The organism is Leeuwenhoekiella parthenopeia (assembly GCF_020782115.1).
Classification (GTDB): Bacteria; Bacteroidota; Bacteroidia; order Flavobacteriales; family Flavobacteriaceae; genus Leeuwenhoekiella; species Leeuwenhoekiella parthenopeia.
Map to the genome: position 1 here is coordinate 98,469 of NZ_JAJGMW010000016.1, position 14,668 is coordinate 113,136.

The following is a 14,668-nucleotide window of genomic DNA, read 5'->3' on the forward strand; positions in this document are numbered from 1 at the left end:
AAGTTTATTTTCTCTTATCGCCAGCCTTTGTATCAAAAGCAATCAAATTAAAGAGCTCTCGCATCCGACTACGAACACGATTTCCGTAGCGTTCTTCCAATTCTTCAGCGTTAAGATTGGTAGTGGCGTGGGTTTTTATTTTATGCTTAGTCTGAAGATAAAGTTCATACCGAGAAAGTAGCACTTCGCCCATCACATTAAGATCCTTTCCATAAAATCTTCCAGATGGTTCCACGCCTAAATCATCAAAGCAATAGAATTTGGTGTTACCATATTCCTCAACTGTTTTAAATCCTAAATGGTTAAAGCTGAATGTTACGTTACGGCAGGGAATCATTTCATAAGGTCGTTGCAAGGGAACTAAATGCCGTAGCAATTTCATTAAACTGGTCTTTCCACAACCTACCGGTCCAGAAAGTAAAATACCTTTTTCAATATCAATTCCGTACGTTTTACAATTTTCTTTGTCCTTGATGAAGTAAGAACAGAGCTTCAGTAGAATATCCTTGTCCTCATCATAAATCCTGAATTTTTTGCCAAACAGTAGTTTGCCTTTGGCATTCAGGTAAATCAGAATTTTTGGAAAATCGTATAGGACGCTTTTGCCATCAAATTTTCCCAGCGAATATTCTACGCCACCTTCAATAATTTTAGAGGGGTTGTCCATAATCCTTGTTTTTAGTGGTTCGCAAGTTGTCCTTGATTTGGGACGCTTGTTTTTTGTTTGGTTTGTTTTCTTCTTCGAAAAGTTCGGTTCTATCCATCCAGTTTGTGGCCAATGAGCGCCAATCCCGTATTGGCTTTCCGTCGCTTGTTTTCCATTCTCGGTCTGCATAATGCTCGTAGAATTTTTTTCCTTCATCAGCATCAAAACCTTTTTCTTGAAAAAATAAAATAACGGCCTGCCTGCCCTTTGGCTGTTTTATATTGTTTTCTAGTTTGATATTGTTTGTATTAGATACCAATGCTTGTCCATCTATGGGACGGTGTTGGTACACAACCTGTCCATTTTTGGGATGGTGGTGTCCCTCAAGCGGTACACCTCTGGGATGGTACTGTTCCGCAAGCTGTTCTAAAATGGGATTGTACTGTCCCACAACTGGTTCATCACTTGTCCCAATAATGGCCATCTTGATTTTGCTGCCTTTGTATGGATTGTTGGAAGGAAAGTAGGATAGGTACTGCCAAGCATCCAATTCCACAATACATCTATGGTATGTTGATTTTGAACCAATCTTGGCAACGCCCATCAGTTCCCGTCGATTTACATAGAATTCATCCATAAACCGAGAGCTGTTCCATTCCTGGAACAGCGCCATATACAAACTGATATGGGTAGGATTTAGGCGGTCATCAAAATAGAACTTCTCAAAAGCCGCATTAAGTAGCTTTATATAGTTCATCGCTTAAGAATTTAGACCGTGACACACACGGTTGGCGTCCATCACTTTTTGAATTTCTTCTGTATCGTAATAGATAATACCACCTACTTTGGTATAGGGCAAGGTGCCATTGATACGAAGATTTTGAAGTGTGCCTGGACTCACTTGAAGCAAATCCATAACCTCAGAAGATTTGAGGTATTTTTTTAGTTTTCCTTTGGACTGATTGGTAAGTAGTTTTTTAATGTCATCGAGCAATTCCATTTTGAATTCCCGAAGGTCGTCTGTGGTAATAATACTTGTCGGCATAATAGAACGGTTTTAATAGAAATGGACTATCTGGGTTCATACTTTTAATTGATAGTCCCTGACCTGATTTGACTTTCGTTCTACAAATTTGAGGTGGTTTATTGGATTTTATTCCCCAGTACGACCGTACTACGGTCAAAATTTAACATCTTGAAATTTGGTGTGTTTTGGTGTGTTTTGAGTTGACTTTTAGGAAATATAGTCATCAAAGCATACTGAAATTTATTAAAAATTCGCGTGAAACTAAATCACCGTAGGTCGACCGTACTACGGTCTTTTTTTAACAGTTTGAAACGTACTACTTATAGAGTGAATTTAGGGTTCATTCCTCACTTCTATCCATTTCTATGAGTAGCGATGTAGCAAGTTGGTCCAGAAAAAGTGTTCTGCTGTTTTTCCTGTTTTTAATGTCCTGATAGGTTTTGTAGATGTCCTTTGGTTCAATATTAAATAGTTTTTCCAACTTTTTTGAAACCTGCATAATGCCTTGATTGTTTTGTTTTCCCAATCCTTTTGAACATAGTGCATAGAGCAGTTCCACATAATCTGTGTTAGAAAATGGCCAATCAATTTTTTCCATTGGCTTGATGCTCTTGTGTTTTCCGTTTAATCCGTTGCGAACTCTATCTTTTTTTTCATCAAAATAGGTCACTAAATAATCGTACGCCTTGTATTTGCCCAAAAGCATATCTCTCGGTGTGCAAAATTCAGGGTCTTGAAAGTAGAATTTGGATGTTGTGATATGAAAGGTTTCCAGATAATCCCGTGTGTAATATTCTTTGTCAAAATGGGTAGCCCCAGAATTGACGTATCGACCAAAATCAATATTGTAAAGGAAGAATCGATTTATTTTATTTATTTTTTTCTTTATCGATTTTAGTTGGGCATCCTTATCGCCTTTGGGAAGTTGAATCTCAAATGAATGTATTTCAGAAAAGTAGATGAGTTTAATGAGTGGAACCTGCTTTGTGTTCTTGAAGAAATTTATCTCATCTTGAACCGTCTTAAATTTCGTTTTGATTATTTCTTTTTTGTAGGCGCTCAGTAGTTTGCGACAGGCTTTTATGGAAAGGTAGGCACTTTCTATAATGTTTCCATTCTGAATTTTGATTTCATCCAGATCCTTTAAAAGTTTTTGAGATAGCAATTGTGAGTTCATAAGCAGGAACTTTAAGATAATAAACCATAGTAATGGGATTTAGTTGATAAGGTTGGTTAGATGATGTCATAGTCCTGCAAAATGGTATAAATGAAAGTCACGCTTCATAAAATTTGTGGTTCATTGATGTATTTTAGGGAACTCTATCTAAAGTAACTTTACCTTGTGATTTTACAAGGAAAACGTACCGTATATAATTACGGAATAGTCCGTATTTTTCTACGGATAACTTGTGAGGTATTGCCAATAGGGGGTTCTGTAAAGAATTGAATTTGCCTATTTTTTCTTCCTGAATCGCTTTAAAAATTCACGCCTATTCTTCACGCCTGTCTTTTTGAAGATATTGGATGCGTGTTTCGATACAGTACTTTCAGCGATGAACAAATCTTTGGCTATATTTTTATAGCTCAAATTACTCAGAATTGACAAGGCTACCTCGATTTCCCTTCGGGTCAAATCTTCATAAATGATTTTGCGTTCTACCGATTCATCACGTTGTTTTTTCTTTAGGGCAAATACCTCATACATTCGATTGTTGTTTTCTATAAAGTACAAATACCTATCAGCTTCAATAGCGGTTATCGCAAAAAAAGCCAAGTTCATAACGGTAAAAGTTATCCATTGGTAATCGCCTATTACCGTACAAATGGGTAATAAGGCTATGCTTGCCACACTAACCATCGACAACTTATTTCGCCTTAGTATAAAGGCATTTGGATTGCTGGGATTCGAGATTCTACGGTAGAAAATGAATAAAAAAATAAAGGCTAAAATCGATATCGGAATGGTAAAAAGAAAACGTGCCGATTTCAGCGAATCTGTTAGAAAATAGGGAATCAAGAATAAAACTATAAAACTGACACTTGCCAGTATTGCAAGATTTCTAATGGACGAGTTAAACTTCAACACAACAATATCATACTCTTTATACAGGTAGTAAACAATGTAAACACAAAGCGTAATGGCAACACCGTAAGTAATTATATATTGAAGTATAAAAGGTCCGGGAAAATCTTCTACGGGTAGAAACCCACCAGTGGCATTATAGGCAATAAATAAAAAGCCAAGATAGAGAAACCGTCTTAGGCTACTGCGAGTTTTTTTTCTCGAAAAATAAAGGGTAAGCAATACAATGACCGTATCTATTAAAAGATAGAAGAACGTTGTCCAATGTATTGATGTCCCAAACATTTATATTCCTACTCATTGCGCTCAAATTTGTTGGTTTCTAAATTTTTTGAAACATTGTTCCAAAGAAAAATTTGTCCGTTCATAGCAATATAAACATCCGGTTTTAGAAGCTGTAGCGAGCTGATTGCATATCCTAAATTAAATGGTGCATCCGTGTTCTCAGATGAACCTATAATGAAAGACCCAACCAGAACAATGGTTTTTTTCAGATTGAGTCTTCCTATATATTTTGCGGTATCTTCCATCGTGAAAGTACCGTGTGTTATTAAAATTTTAGTTGCATTAGATTCGGCAATCTTGCTAACTAACAGTTTTCTATCATTTTCATTTATTGCCCGACTATCTTTTTTAAAGACGCTCTCGATGGTATATTTAAAATCAACATTTGCACCTTTAAAAAAATCCTCGATGGTAACATTGGATTTTGTTATTCCGTTGTCATCAACATAATCTAAGCCCTCTATGGTGCCACCTGTTGTGAATATATGTATCATAATAGGTCTTCGTTTGGACCTATAAATATAGTGGTAATAATTTATACTCAACTCTTGTTGAACTTGTTAAGTCACTGTTTGTTTAAGAATCTTTCCACTTCATCTTCTGCAACCGAACTGCATTTAATATAGCCAAAAGCGCCACACCCACATCAGCAAACACCGCTTCCCACATAGTTGCCAAACCGCCTGCACCAAGAATAAGCACAATTACTTTTACCCCAAATGCCAAGCCAATATTTTGCCAAACGATGCTTCGGGTTGAACGCCCAATTTTAATTGCCCTGGCAATCTTGCTTGGTTGGTCGGTTTGGATAATAACATCTGCCGTCTCAATGGCAACATCGCTGCCCAAACCACCCATTGCGATACCTACACCACTGGCCGCCAATACAGGCGCATCATTAATACCATCGCCTATAAAGGCTACTTTCGTTTCAGGTTGTTTTTTGAGTTCTTCGACCTCGTTTAACTTATCTTCCGGCAATAAACCACCTTTTGCCCAATCTATGTTCAGTTCTTTTGCTACTTGCTGGGTAATGGAATCCTTATCGCCCGAAAGCATTATGATTTTTGAAATACCAGCCTCACGTATTTGCTTAATGGCTTGGTGGGCATCTTCCTTCAGTTCATCGGCAATGGTTACATAACCTGCAAATTTCCCGTCAATAGCTACCATCACTATGGATTCTACTATACTATCGGTTTCAGAAGGTACTTCGACACTGTTCGAGGTCATCAATGCTTTGTTACCGACCAAAACAGTTTTTCCGTTGACCGTTCCTTTTAAGCCCTTTCCGGCGACCTCGGAAACTTCGGTTGCTTCCAAGTCGGCACCATCAGCTTTGTATTCCAGAATTGCCTTTGCGATGGGATGGGTAGATTGTTCTTCCATCGCCATCAGGTATTGCATAAATTCCGCTTCTGCGAAAGTGGATGTATTGACCACTTCCTTAATCTTGAAGACCCCTTTGGTAACAGTTCCCGTTTTGTCCATTACCACGGTATTGACTTTGGTCATTGCATCCAAAAAGGATGCGCCCTTGAACAAAATACCGTTGCGGGATGCTGCACCCAATCCGCCGAAATATCCTAATGGAATTGATATAACCAAAGCACAGGGACAGGAAATAACCAAGAAAATCAACGCACGATAAAGCCAATCCCTAAATACATAATCGTCCACAAAAAAGTAAGGCAAAAACGTTAAGCCGATAGCAAGAAAAACCACGATTGGTGTATAGATTCGTGCAAACTTTCTGATGAACAATTCAGTCTTTGATTTACGAGCGGTAGCATTTTGCACCATATCCAGAATACGGGCAATGGAACTGTCCTTAAATTCTTTGGTGGTTTCAATTTCGATGACACCATCGAGATTGATGCTTCCCGCAAAAACCTTTTCGCCTTTCGCAATGGTATCGGGCTTGCTTTCGCCCGTTAACGCTGCGGTATTAAACGACCCTTTATCTGAAAGTAAAATACCATCGAGTGGTACTTTTTCACCCACTCGTACTTGAATTTTCTCGCCAATCTCGACAGTTTCAGGATTGACAGAGACAAAATCATCATCACGATAGACCAATGCTTCATTAGGGCGCACATCAAGTAGTGCTTTAATATTTCTTTTGGCGCGGTTGACCGCTGCATTCTGGAACAGTTCGCCTACGGCATAGAACAGCATAACCGCCACACCTTCGGGATATTCGCCTATGGCAAAAGCCCCCAAAGTGGCAATGGACATCAAGAAAAATTCCGTAAAAAAGTCGCCTTTTAAGATGCTGTTCCAACCTTCCCGTATAACAGGAAATCCTACAGGAATGTAAGCCACAGTGTACCAGACAACTCGAATCCAACCTTTAAAGAAGGGGAAGGCATCAAAATAATCAATAGCAATACCAGCAATTAGCAACACAAAGCTGAAAATGGCGGGCAAATAAGTTCTGAAGTTTGACAATTCTTCCTGACTGCTATGATTGTGTCCGTCATCGTGGCTGTGCTCGCCCTTATGTTCTTTAGGGTCTATGTCGCGTAAATTTACTTTTTTCTTTTTCATCTATTCTGATATCCAAATTTTTGCTTGTTCTTTATCTTTTAAATCGAAGTATTTTACTTCCGAGCTTGTGAAGAAGTCGGTGGCTTTCGCAGCCCATTCTTGCCATTTCTTTTCGCCGACAAACGCCATTTTTCCATAGTCTTTAATATGTGCGGCATCAGTTTTTATGTCTTCCCAAAATCCTTTAAGGGTATAGCCTTCGAAATTTTCCATTTCAAAATAAAAGTCCACTTTATGACCCTTATCGATAATTTGGTGTATGCGTTCGTGAACGGTCTGTAAATTTTCTTCATTCAATTTGCCCAAAAGCTTTGCTGCAATCAGGTTTTCTTTTTTTGTTTCTATAAACTGTATCATAACTTCTTATTTTTCAGCTTTCAAAGTACAGGTTTAAACCGTGCAACGGAAGTGCATTTATTGCCCGCTACACTTTTCGCAAATTCCTTTTATAACTAAGTTCGCATCCTCAGCCACATATCCATCTGGTAGATTAACCTGCGGTATCTTATGTTCTGTGAGACATACTGTTTCATCGCAGTTGTTACAATGAAAATGCAAGTGTAAATCTTGTTCGATTTCACAATTGCACCCAGGTTCGCAAAGCGCATATTTTGAAATATTGGTGCCATCGTCTATTTGGTGCACAATTCCTTTTTCTTCAAAAGTTTTTAAGGTTCGGTAAAGTGTAGTTCTGTCCGCTTTCGCGAAAGCGTTCTCAATGTCCGTTAATGCAACGGCAATTTCTTTCTCGGCCATATACTTATAAATCAAAATGCGCATAGCCGTAGGACGCACACTTTTGTTTTCCAATGTTTTTTCTATTTCTTTCATTATTTATCGAGATTCTTTTTTATGTTTTTTGCTTTGGTAAAGGCTTCCCAGCCTTCTTTTGCCGCGTAGGGAACTATCAACAATGCCGCGACAGGGTCTGCCCACCACCAGCCCAACCATTTCACGAGCAGCAGACCCAATAGAACTACCACGGTTTGGTACAGGCAGATAAAAGTGTCCTTGGCATCCGCTAACAGAGCGGGACTATCCAGTTTATTTCCATAGTTCCGTTTGTAGTAAATCAAAATGGGATTTACAACCAATGATACCATCAGTATCACAATGCCCACCGTTGACCAAGAAGCGGTTTCTTGACTCATCAGTTTTGATATAGAATCATAGGATATGAATGCACAGATAAGCGCAAAGGATATCGCAATGACGTAGAGCGTTATCATTTTTCTTTTCTCTACACGCCTTTCATCAATGCCTTTGATTTCGCCGTGCAATCGCCAGCCCAGTGTTCCGGCACTTATCACCTCAATGGTACTGTCAAGTCCCCAGCCTATCAACGCCGAACTGTTTGCGGTAAAGCCTGCGATTAGCGATACGACTACCTCTATAACATCATAGATGACATTCCAGATTTGAAGTGTACGTGCTTCTTTTAAATTTTGTTTTCTTTTTGTTTCCATAGGATTAGTGACTATGTTCCGCTTCGCCCTTTTTCATTTCGGCCATTAAATAATAAGCATTATTCAAAGCATATTTGACATTCGATTTTTGTTCTGTTAGAAAATCAATGGGAATCCATTCCCCATCTTGAGACCCTTTTGTTACTTCATTAGGTGTAAAAGACCAATCATCACCTTCCTTTTCAACCGAAAAAACAAAAAATCGGTTACCATCTGCGGCTATGGCACTTTCGGGTATCGCCAACGTCTTACTATTGTCCGTTTGTATGCGCCCTTGGATATACATTCCGGGAATAAGATTGCCTTCCTTGTTCTCGATTTCTGCGTGAACGTGTATCGCTTTGGGATTCTGCTCAAAAGTCTTTCCTACTGAATAGATTTCCGCGGTCAGTTCCTTCCCAGGAATGGATTGGACATTGAACGTCACTTTCTGACCTTCCTTCACCTTATAGACATCCTTCTCAAACACCATCAAATCTGCGTGAACGTGATGGGTGTCCACGATTTCCATTAGGTCGGTCTGGGGTTCTACATACTGCCCTGTTTTAACCTCTACCTTTTGTACAAATCCTTCGATGGGACTTCGCAGCGCGACACGCTGGTAAATCGTTCCGTTCCTTACGCCCGATGCACTAACGTTTAGTTGTTGCAGTTGGGCTTCAAGACCTTTTGCCATACTTCGGGATGCTTGGTATTCGGCTTCCGCCTTTTGAAAATTAGCACCGCTTCCTACACCTGCATCGTAAAGGGTTTTTTGTCGTTCAAATTCCTTCTTTAAAAATTGACTGTTGCTATACGCGTTCAGGTAGTCGGTCTGTTTTTGAATAATGTTGGGGTGCGATAGGTAAGCGACTGTTTGCCCTTTATTGACCTTATCACCCTCGATAACTTCTATGGAAACTACGTTTGCACCCACCACTGTTGTAATGGATGCTTCATTCTGTGGTGGAACTTCCAACTGACCATTGGCTTCCACGTACCCACTCATATTTCTCATTTGTAGGGTATCGATTTGCATTTGCAGGGCGTCGAACTGTTTTGCTGTGAGCATCACTTCTTCGGCTTTGCCTTCTGCGTGGGCTTCTTCCGTTTCAGAATTTCCCTCATTGTTTTCAGCTAACTCTGATTTAGAATCACCGCAAGAGGTTAACCCTAAGAGAATAGCCAATAAACTGATGACTGTATATTTAGATAGATTTTTCATTATTGTTTGAAATATTGTAGTTCGAAAACTGATTTTAGATAATTGTCGAGCGCATCCAGCGCATCCATTTCAGTATTTATGGCATCCCGTATGATTTGCGTGAACGCTGCATAGTCTACCGCACCTTCCTTGTAGGCAAGTAGTGCGCCCTTGCGTTGTTCTTCAGCAAGGGGTAAGGCTTTATCCCTGTAAAATTGCCAAGATGTTTCCCATTTTTGATAGGACTGTACGGCCTGCTGATATTCAGATTGCAATTGGCGTTGTGTATATTCAGCATTAGTTCTTGCGATCTCGCTGTCAATTTTGGCGGCTTTGGCTTGGCTACGTTCCGTACCGGAAAATAAAGGAATGGAAATACCAGCTTGATAGCTGTAGAACCCGCTATTGCCGTTCACTCTTTGAAGTCCGCCCTGAAGATTAAACTTAGGAAGCAAGTCAGCACGTGCCGCATCATAATTTGCCTCAGCTTCATCAATTTGCCTTTGCGAAAGCTTCAGTTCGGGATGATTTTCTACTGATGTGGGTATGCCCAATACGGCAACTTCACTTTCATCAAGCGATTTTGGAACAGTATAAAAAACGTCCGAGACCAGCCATAAGTTGAGTTTTTGTAAGGCAATAGCATAATCGGTTTCAGCCTGTTGCAATTTGTTACTGATTTGCAAGGCTTGATTTGTCGCTGATGAATATTCCAACCTTGAAATGGCTTCTACCTCATAATTAAGCGCAATGGCTTTTTCAAATTGTGAATAGATAGAATCCAGTTCTCTGTACAGTTCAAATTTCTGCCGTTGCTGATAAGCTTGCGACCACGCCTTTTTAACTTCCTGTTCTACCTGAAGTTCAGAAAGGTCAAGAGCTGTTTCGGCCAAAGCGATACGTTGCTTTTGCAGACGCTTTTTCGCACCTATGCCGAATAAGTTGATATTCTGTTGCCCTAAACCAACCAATGTATAAATCCCCTGACCATCCGATATTTCCTCGCCACCTGTAAACACTTGGGTGTTTCCAAAATCGTAAGCTGTGCCTTTTAGAGCAGTTTGTCTTTGAATTTCCAACTGTTTCGTTTTCAAGAGCGGATAGTTTTCCGTAGAAACTTCTACCGCTTTTTCTAATGATATTACTTGCAGGGAATCATTCTGTGGAAGTTGCTGCGCTTTCGCGAAAGTGGAAGTAAATAGCAAACAAACCACTGCCATAGCGGTAGCAAATTTTGGATTCAATTTCGCTTTTCGTTCCGAACGTTTCTCGACCCATTGATAAAAGATGGGCAGTATAAAGAGCGTCAAGAGGGTGGAAGTTATCAATCCACCAATGACCACGGTAGCCAAGGGTCGTTGCACTTCAGCCCCTGCGGATGCTGAAATGGCCATAGGCAGGAAACCAAGAATATCGGTTAAGGCAGTAAGCATAATCGGGCGGATCCTTCGTTTTGTGCCTTCCACTATGCGGTCTCTCAAATTGGTCACACCTTCTTCCTTCAGTTCGTTCAATCCGCTTATCATTACCAATCCATTCAGTACCGCCACACCAAAGAGCACGATAAAACCAACCCCTGCGGAAATGCTAAATGGCATATCCCTGAGCCATAGGGCAAAAACGCCACCAATGGTTGCCATAGGGATGGCCAAATAAATCATCAAGGTTTGGGGAAAGGATTTTAAAGCGAAATAAATCAAAATGAAAATTAGCAATAAAGCAATCGGGACAACGGTCTGTAGCCTATTGCTGGCACGTTCGAGGTTTTCAAAAGCACCACCATAACGAATGTAATATCCAGGGGGCAATTCAAATTGGGCATCTAATTTATCCTGAATTTCTTCGACTACCGATTTAACATCACGGTCACGTATATTGATACCTACATACGTTCGTCTATTTGTATTGTCCCTGCTTATTTGCATTGGGCCGGGTTCGTAGCTCACATTCGCAATTTCCCTTAACGGAATTTGTGAACCATTAGGCAAATTGATAAATAGGTTTTGGATATCATTAATGCTTTCTCGGTTTTCTTTTTGCAGTCTAACCACCAAGTCAAATCGCTTTTCCCCCTCGAATATCACACCTGCCTTACCACCTGCAAAAGCAGCCTGTACCACACTATTGAGCTGGTTGATTTCAAGCCCATATTGTGCCAGTTTATTGCGGTTGTAATCAATGGTTATTTGAGGTAATCCGTCAGTTGCCTCTACTTTCATATCCGCTACACCAGAAACGGTCGCAATGATTTTGCCCATTTCTTCCGCCTTGCTTGCCAGAATGTCCAAATCTTCCCCAAACAGTTTGATAGCAACATCTTCACGTACACCCGTAAGTAGTTCGTTAAAACGCATTTCTATGGGTTGGGTAAATTCATAATTGACACCGGGAATTATGCTTATGGCTTCTTTCATTTTTTCCACCAATTCATCTTTGCTCTCGGCAGATGTCCATTCATCACTTGGTTTTAAGATGACGAATACATCTGCAATATCCATTGGCATAGGGTCGGTAGGCACATCGGCCACACCAATACGGCTGATGATAGTTTCCACCTCTGGAAATTCCGCTTTTACGATACGCTCTATTTTTGTGGTTGTTTCTATCGTTTCTGAAAGGGAACTTCCCGGTTTTAGGATGGCGTGAAAGGCAATATCGCCTTCGTCCAATTGTGGGATGAATTCGCCGCCCATTCTGGTAAAAGCAAAAATGGCAACTGCAAAAAGAGCAATAGCAATACCTATAACCATCTTCCCTTTAGTGAGTGATTTGGTCAATAGCGGTTCATATTTTCGCTCTACCCAATGCACAAACTTATCGCCATACGATTTCTTTTCAGATTTTGGTGGTCTAAGGAATAATGCCGAAATCATTGGAACATAAGTCAAGCAAAGTAACATTGCACCAATCATAGCAAAGATGAAAGTTAAAGCCATAGGCTGAAACATCTTACCTTCAACCCCTTCGAGCGCCAGAATAGGAAGGAATACAATAAGTATGATTAGCTGACCAAAGAAGGCGGCATTCATCATCTTCTTAGAGGCCTTTGCAGCGATTTCGTCCCTCGTTTCAGAACTCACGGCCTTCTTTTTGACTACATAAGAATACATTAGGAAAACGGTACTTTCCACAATGATGACAGCACCGTCCACGATGATTCCAAAGTCGATTGCCCCCAAACTCATCAGGTTTGCCCACACGTCAAAAACGTTCATTAGTATGAACGCAAACAACAGCGATAGGGGAATGGTGGATGCCACTATTAAACCACCGCGCCAATTCCCTAAGAGCAAGACCAGAACAAAAATCACGATAAGGCCACCTTCCAAAAGGTTTCCAGTTACCGTTCCGGTGGTTTCCGCAATCAATTCGCTACGGTCGAGGAAAGGTTTGATACTAACCCCATCTGGAAGCGACTGCTGAATTTGTTCCATCCGTTGGGTTACATTTTCAATAACTTCGTTGGAATTTGCGCCTTTTAGCATCAAAATCATTCCGCCTACGGCCTCACCCTTACCATCTTTGGTCAGCGCACCATAGCGCACGGCACTTCCTATACTCACATTCCCTACATCCTTTATTTTTATAGGAATGCCGTTGACCGTTTTTACAACCATATTTTCGATATCCGAAATGGTTCTGGCAAGTCCTTCGCCACGGATGAAATTAGCTTGATGATTTCGCTCAATATAGGCACCGCCCGTATTCTGATTATTGTTTTCCAAAGCTGAAAACACTTCAGATATTGTAATTCCGATGGCACGAAGTTCGTCAGGGTCAACGGCTACTTCGTATTGTTTTTTATTTCCGCCAAAAGCATTCACTTCCACAACACCAGTAACCATTGCCATTTGTCTGCGGACTATCCAGTCCTGAATCGTTCTCAGTTCCGTTGCAGAATATTCGCCCTGGTGCTCATCATCGACTTCAAGGGTATATTGGTAGATTTCGCCCAATCCCGTTGAAATGGGTCCCATTGCTGGTTCGCCAAAACCCATAGGAATTTGTTCCTGTACCTCAGTAAGTTTCTCGGCAACAAGTTGTCTAGGTAAATACGTCCCTACATCATCGTCAAATACAATGGTTACAACAGAAAGACCAAAGCGGGAAACCGAACGGATTTCTTTGACATTGGGCAGGTTACTCATAGCCACCTCGACGGGATACGTCACAAATTGCTCGATATCCTCTGTCCCGAGATTGGGCGATTGTGTAATGACCTGTACCTGATTATTCGTAATATCGGGTACAGCGTCAATAGGAACTTGGGTCATACTATATATACCTGCACCAATTAATGCAAGCGTGAGCAGACCAATAATAAATTTGTTATTGATTGAAAAATCAATGATTTTATTAATCATAGATAAGGGTGTTAATTCAGTTTAAATTCTCTGTGAGCGCAATGCAGAAATGCAACGCACTATATTGACATACCTAAAATGAAGACACGTCAAGACAGGATATAGCTATCCTATGAAAACTGAATTATGCCCGAGGGGGTTGTAAAAGGGAATGGGGAATATCTTTGCCGAGATTATCAAAATGGGCAAAAAATTCGTGTGGGATTGCAGCCTGTAGCGTTTCAAAAGCAACAAGCCCAAAATTTATAGTGTGAACGTGGCAGCAATGACATTGGCAAAAAGGCGAGCATAACTCGCAATCTTGGTCGTGTTCGCCATCAAAGTCGATTACCGTAACAACTTGGGAATCAATTTCGTTATTCGCCGAGTCGCTACAAGGCACAGCATTAAGTGCCAAAAAGTAAAAGGATAATATGATTGCTATAAATTTCACGTTACAAAGATAACAGAATTTTAATGCAATCGTGTTGCAAAGTATTTTAGGTTATGTGTAAAGACCAGGAATATATGTTTTAGGTGTCAAAAAAGGTATGGTCATCCTCGCCTGAACAGTTCGATTGAAAACATAATTTTTAAAATCCGTAATTTCAAAAAAATCATTGCGGGTCGGTTCAGAATTTAAGGCATAAACTAAACCAAATGGCGGATAGGTAATCTCGCCAAGAGTGTGAAATCCTTTTTCCGTTCTTGCCATTCCCCAACCATTTCTTACTTGCTTTGTAGCAGTATGATATACAAAAACCCTTATAATTTCTGGAAGTGTCTGGGAATCTTTATCCAATAGAAATTTTGATAGCCCTTCTAAATTTAGAAGTTGGTCACTTGTATCAATCGACATAAACATAGACAAGACTTGCTTTAGTATGTTGAGAGGTTGAATGGCGTATTCAAAGGTTATAACCTTAGATGCCCAAATTCGATTTGTCAGGGCCATCATGGATCAATCCTAATTGTTGTGTTTAAGCAAAAATTGTAGTTAATCTGTATAGAAAGAATTCTATGTTTTTTACTCCTCTAAATTGGCTTCTAAATGCTTTGATCTTTGCATTGAAGGACTCAGCTGA

14 protein-coding genes are annotated in these 14,668 nt (G+C 40.2%); all 14 read right to left on the bottom strand.

The features are described 5' to 3' along the window. Positions 1 to 4 precede the first annotated feature (4 nt). Entirely contained in the window at positions 5 to 667 is a 663-nt protein-coding gene (locus LLW17_RS12775; RefSeq protein WP_228230676.1) for a P-loop NTPase family protein, read from the bottom strand. Beyond that, positions 651 to 1,403, bottom strand: a complete 753-nt coding sequence (locus tag LLW17_RS12780; RefSeq protein WP_228230677.1) for a hypothetical protein — start codon at positions 1,401 to 1,403, stop codon at positions 651 to 653. Before LLW17_RS12780 ends, LLW17_RS12775 begins: the two co-directional genes overlap by 17 nt. Positions 1,404 to 1,406: 3 nt before the next feature. After that, complete coding sequence (locus LLW17_RS12785) at positions 1,407 to 1,691, bottom strand: helix-turn-helix domain-containing protein (RefSeq protein ID WP_099647815.1); 285 nt, start codon at positions 1,689 to 1,691, stop codon at positions 1,407 to 1,409. A 322-nt stretch (positions 1,692 to 2,013) separates the two neighbouring features. Further along, positions 2,014 to 2,850 (bottom strand): RteC domain-containing protein, encoded by an 837-nt coding sequence (locus LLW17_RS12790; protein WP_228230678.1) that lies wholly within the window; start codon positions 2,848 to 2,850, stop codon positions 2,014 to 2,016. Positions 2,851 to 3,126: 276 nt separating this feature from the next. Continuing rightward, positions 3,127 to 3,453 carry a response regulator transcription factor gene (locus LLW17_RS12795; RefSeq protein WP_228230679.1) on the bottom strand — a complete coding sequence of 109 codons (327 nt, stop codon included), beginning with the start codon at positions 3,451 to 3,453 and terminating at the stop codon, positions 3,127 to 3,129. Positions 3,454 to 4,049: 596 nt separating this feature from the next. Beyond that, a complete protein-coding gene (locus LLW17_RS12800; protein WP_228230680.1) occupies positions 4,050 to 4,535 on the bottom strand; it encodes an asparaginase domain-containing protein in 486 nt (161 codons plus the stop codon). Between the two features lie 82 nt (positions 4,536 to 4,617). Continuing rightward, positions 4,618 to 6,591 (bottom strand): heavy metal translocating P-type ATPase, encoded by a 1,974-nt coding sequence (locus LLW17_RS12805; RefSeq protein ID WP_228230681.1) that lies wholly within the window; start codon positions 6,589 to 6,591, stop codon positions 4,618 to 4,620. Then, positions 6,592 to 6,948: a SpoIIAA family protein gene (locus LLW17_RS12810; protein WP_228230682.1), complete on the bottom strand. Its 357-nt coding sequence runs from the start codon at positions 6,946 to 6,948 to the stop codon at positions 6,592 to 6,594. It abuts the gene before it with no gap. A 57-nt stretch (positions 6,949 to 7,005) separates the two neighbouring features. Next, on the bottom strand, positions 7,006 to 7,422 hold the full coding sequence (locus LLW17_RS12815; protein WP_126160965.1) for a Fur family transcriptional regulator: 417 nt from the start codon (positions 7,420 to 7,422) through the stop codon (positions 7,006 to 7,008). After that, positions 7,422 to 8,057 (bottom strand): cation diffusion facilitator family transporter, encoded by a 636-nt coding sequence (locus LLW17_RS12820; protein WP_228230683.1) that lies wholly within the window; start codon positions 8,055 to 8,057, stop codon positions 7,422 to 7,424. Before LLW17_RS12820 ends, LLW17_RS12815 begins: the two co-directional genes overlap by 1 nt. Positions 8,058 to 8,061: 4 nt before the next feature. Beyond that, positions 8,062 to 9,261, bottom strand: a complete 1,200-nt coding sequence (locus LLW17_RS12825) for an efflux RND transporter periplasmic adaptor subunit (protein WP_228230684.1) — start codon at positions 9,259 to 9,261, stop codon at positions 8,062 to 8,064. Further along, entirely contained in the window at positions 9,261 to 13,604 is a 4,344-nt protein-coding gene (locus LLW17_RS12830; protein ID WP_228230685.1) for a CusA/CzcA family heavy metal efflux RND transporter, read from the bottom strand. The genes LLW17_RS12825 and LLW17_RS12830 overlap by 1 nt, the downstream gene beginning before the upstream one ends. Before the next feature lie 124 nt (positions 13,605 to 13,728). Beyond that, a complete protein-coding gene (locus tag LLW17_RS19010; protein WP_350355212.1) occupies positions 13,729 to 14,037 on the bottom strand; it encodes a DUF6660 family protein in 309 nt (102 codons plus the stop codon). A 51-nt stretch (positions 14,038 to 14,088) separates the two neighbouring features. Continuing rightward, positions 14,089 to 14,541 carry a hypothetical protein gene (locus LLW17_RS12835; protein WP_228230686.1) on the bottom strand — a complete coding sequence of 151 codons (453 nt, stop codon included), beginning with the start codon at positions 14,539 to 14,541 and terminating at the stop codon, positions 14,089 to 14,091. Positions 14,542 to 14,668 lie beyond the last annotated feature (127 nt).

What these genes read in the sequence shown, in the direction of transcription:
- LLW17_RS12775 (WP_228230676.1), bottom strand. Translation starts at nt 667, where the DNA reads ATGGACAACCCCTCTAAAATTATTGAAGGTGGCGTAGAATATTCGCTG.
- LLW17_RS12825 (WP_228230684.1), bottom strand. Translation starts at nt 9,261, where the DNA reads ATGAAAAATCTATCTAAATATACAGTCATCAGTTTATTGGCTATTCTC.
- LLW17_RS12780 (WP_228230677.1), bottom strand. Translation starts at nt 1,403, where the DNA reads ATGAACTATATAAAGCTACTTAATGCGGCTTTTGAGAAGTTCTATTTT.
- LLW17_RS12785 (WP_099647815.1), bottom strand. Translation starts at nt 1,691, where the DNA reads ATGCCGACAAGTATTATTACCACAGACGACCTTCGGGAATTCAAAATG.
- LLW17_RS12815 (WP_126160965.1), bottom strand. Translation starts at nt 7,422, where the DNA reads ATGAAAGAAATAGAAAAAACATTGGAAAACAAAAGTGTGCGTCCTACG.
- LLW17_RS12810 (WP_228230682.1), bottom strand. Translation starts at nt 6,948, where the DNA reads ATGATACAGTTTATAGAAACAAAAAAAGAAAACCTGATTGCAGCAAAG.
- LLW17_RS12790 (WP_228230678.1), bottom strand. Translation starts at nt 2,850, where the DNA reads ATGAACTCACAATTGCTATCTCAAAAACTTTTAAAGGATCTGGATGAA.
- LLW17_RS12805 (WP_228230681.1), bottom strand. Translation starts at nt 6,591, where the DNA reads ATGAAAAAGAAAAAAGTAAATTTACGCGACATAGACCCTAAAGAACAT.
- LLW17_RS12800 (WP_228230680.1), bottom strand. Translation starts at nt 4,535, where the DNA reads ATGATACATATATTCACAACAGGTGGCACCATAGAGGGCTTAGATTAT.
- LLW17_RS12835 (WP_228230686.1), bottom strand. Translation starts at nt 14,541, where the DNA reads ATGATGGCCCTGACAAATCGAATTTGGGCATCTAAGGTTATAACCTTT.
- LLW17_RS12795 (WP_228230679.1), bottom strand. Translation starts at nt 3,453, where the DNA reads ATGAACTTGGCTTTTTTTGCGATAACCGCTATTGAAGCTGATAGGTAT.
- LLW17_RS12830 (WP_228230685.1), bottom strand. Translation starts at nt 13,604, where the DNA reads ATGATTAATAAAATCATTGATTTTTCAATCAATAACAAATTTATTATT.
- LLW17_RS12820 (WP_228230683.1), bottom strand. Translation starts at nt 8,057, where the DNA reads ATGGAAACAAAAAGAAAACAAAATTTAAAAGAAGCACGTACACTTCAA.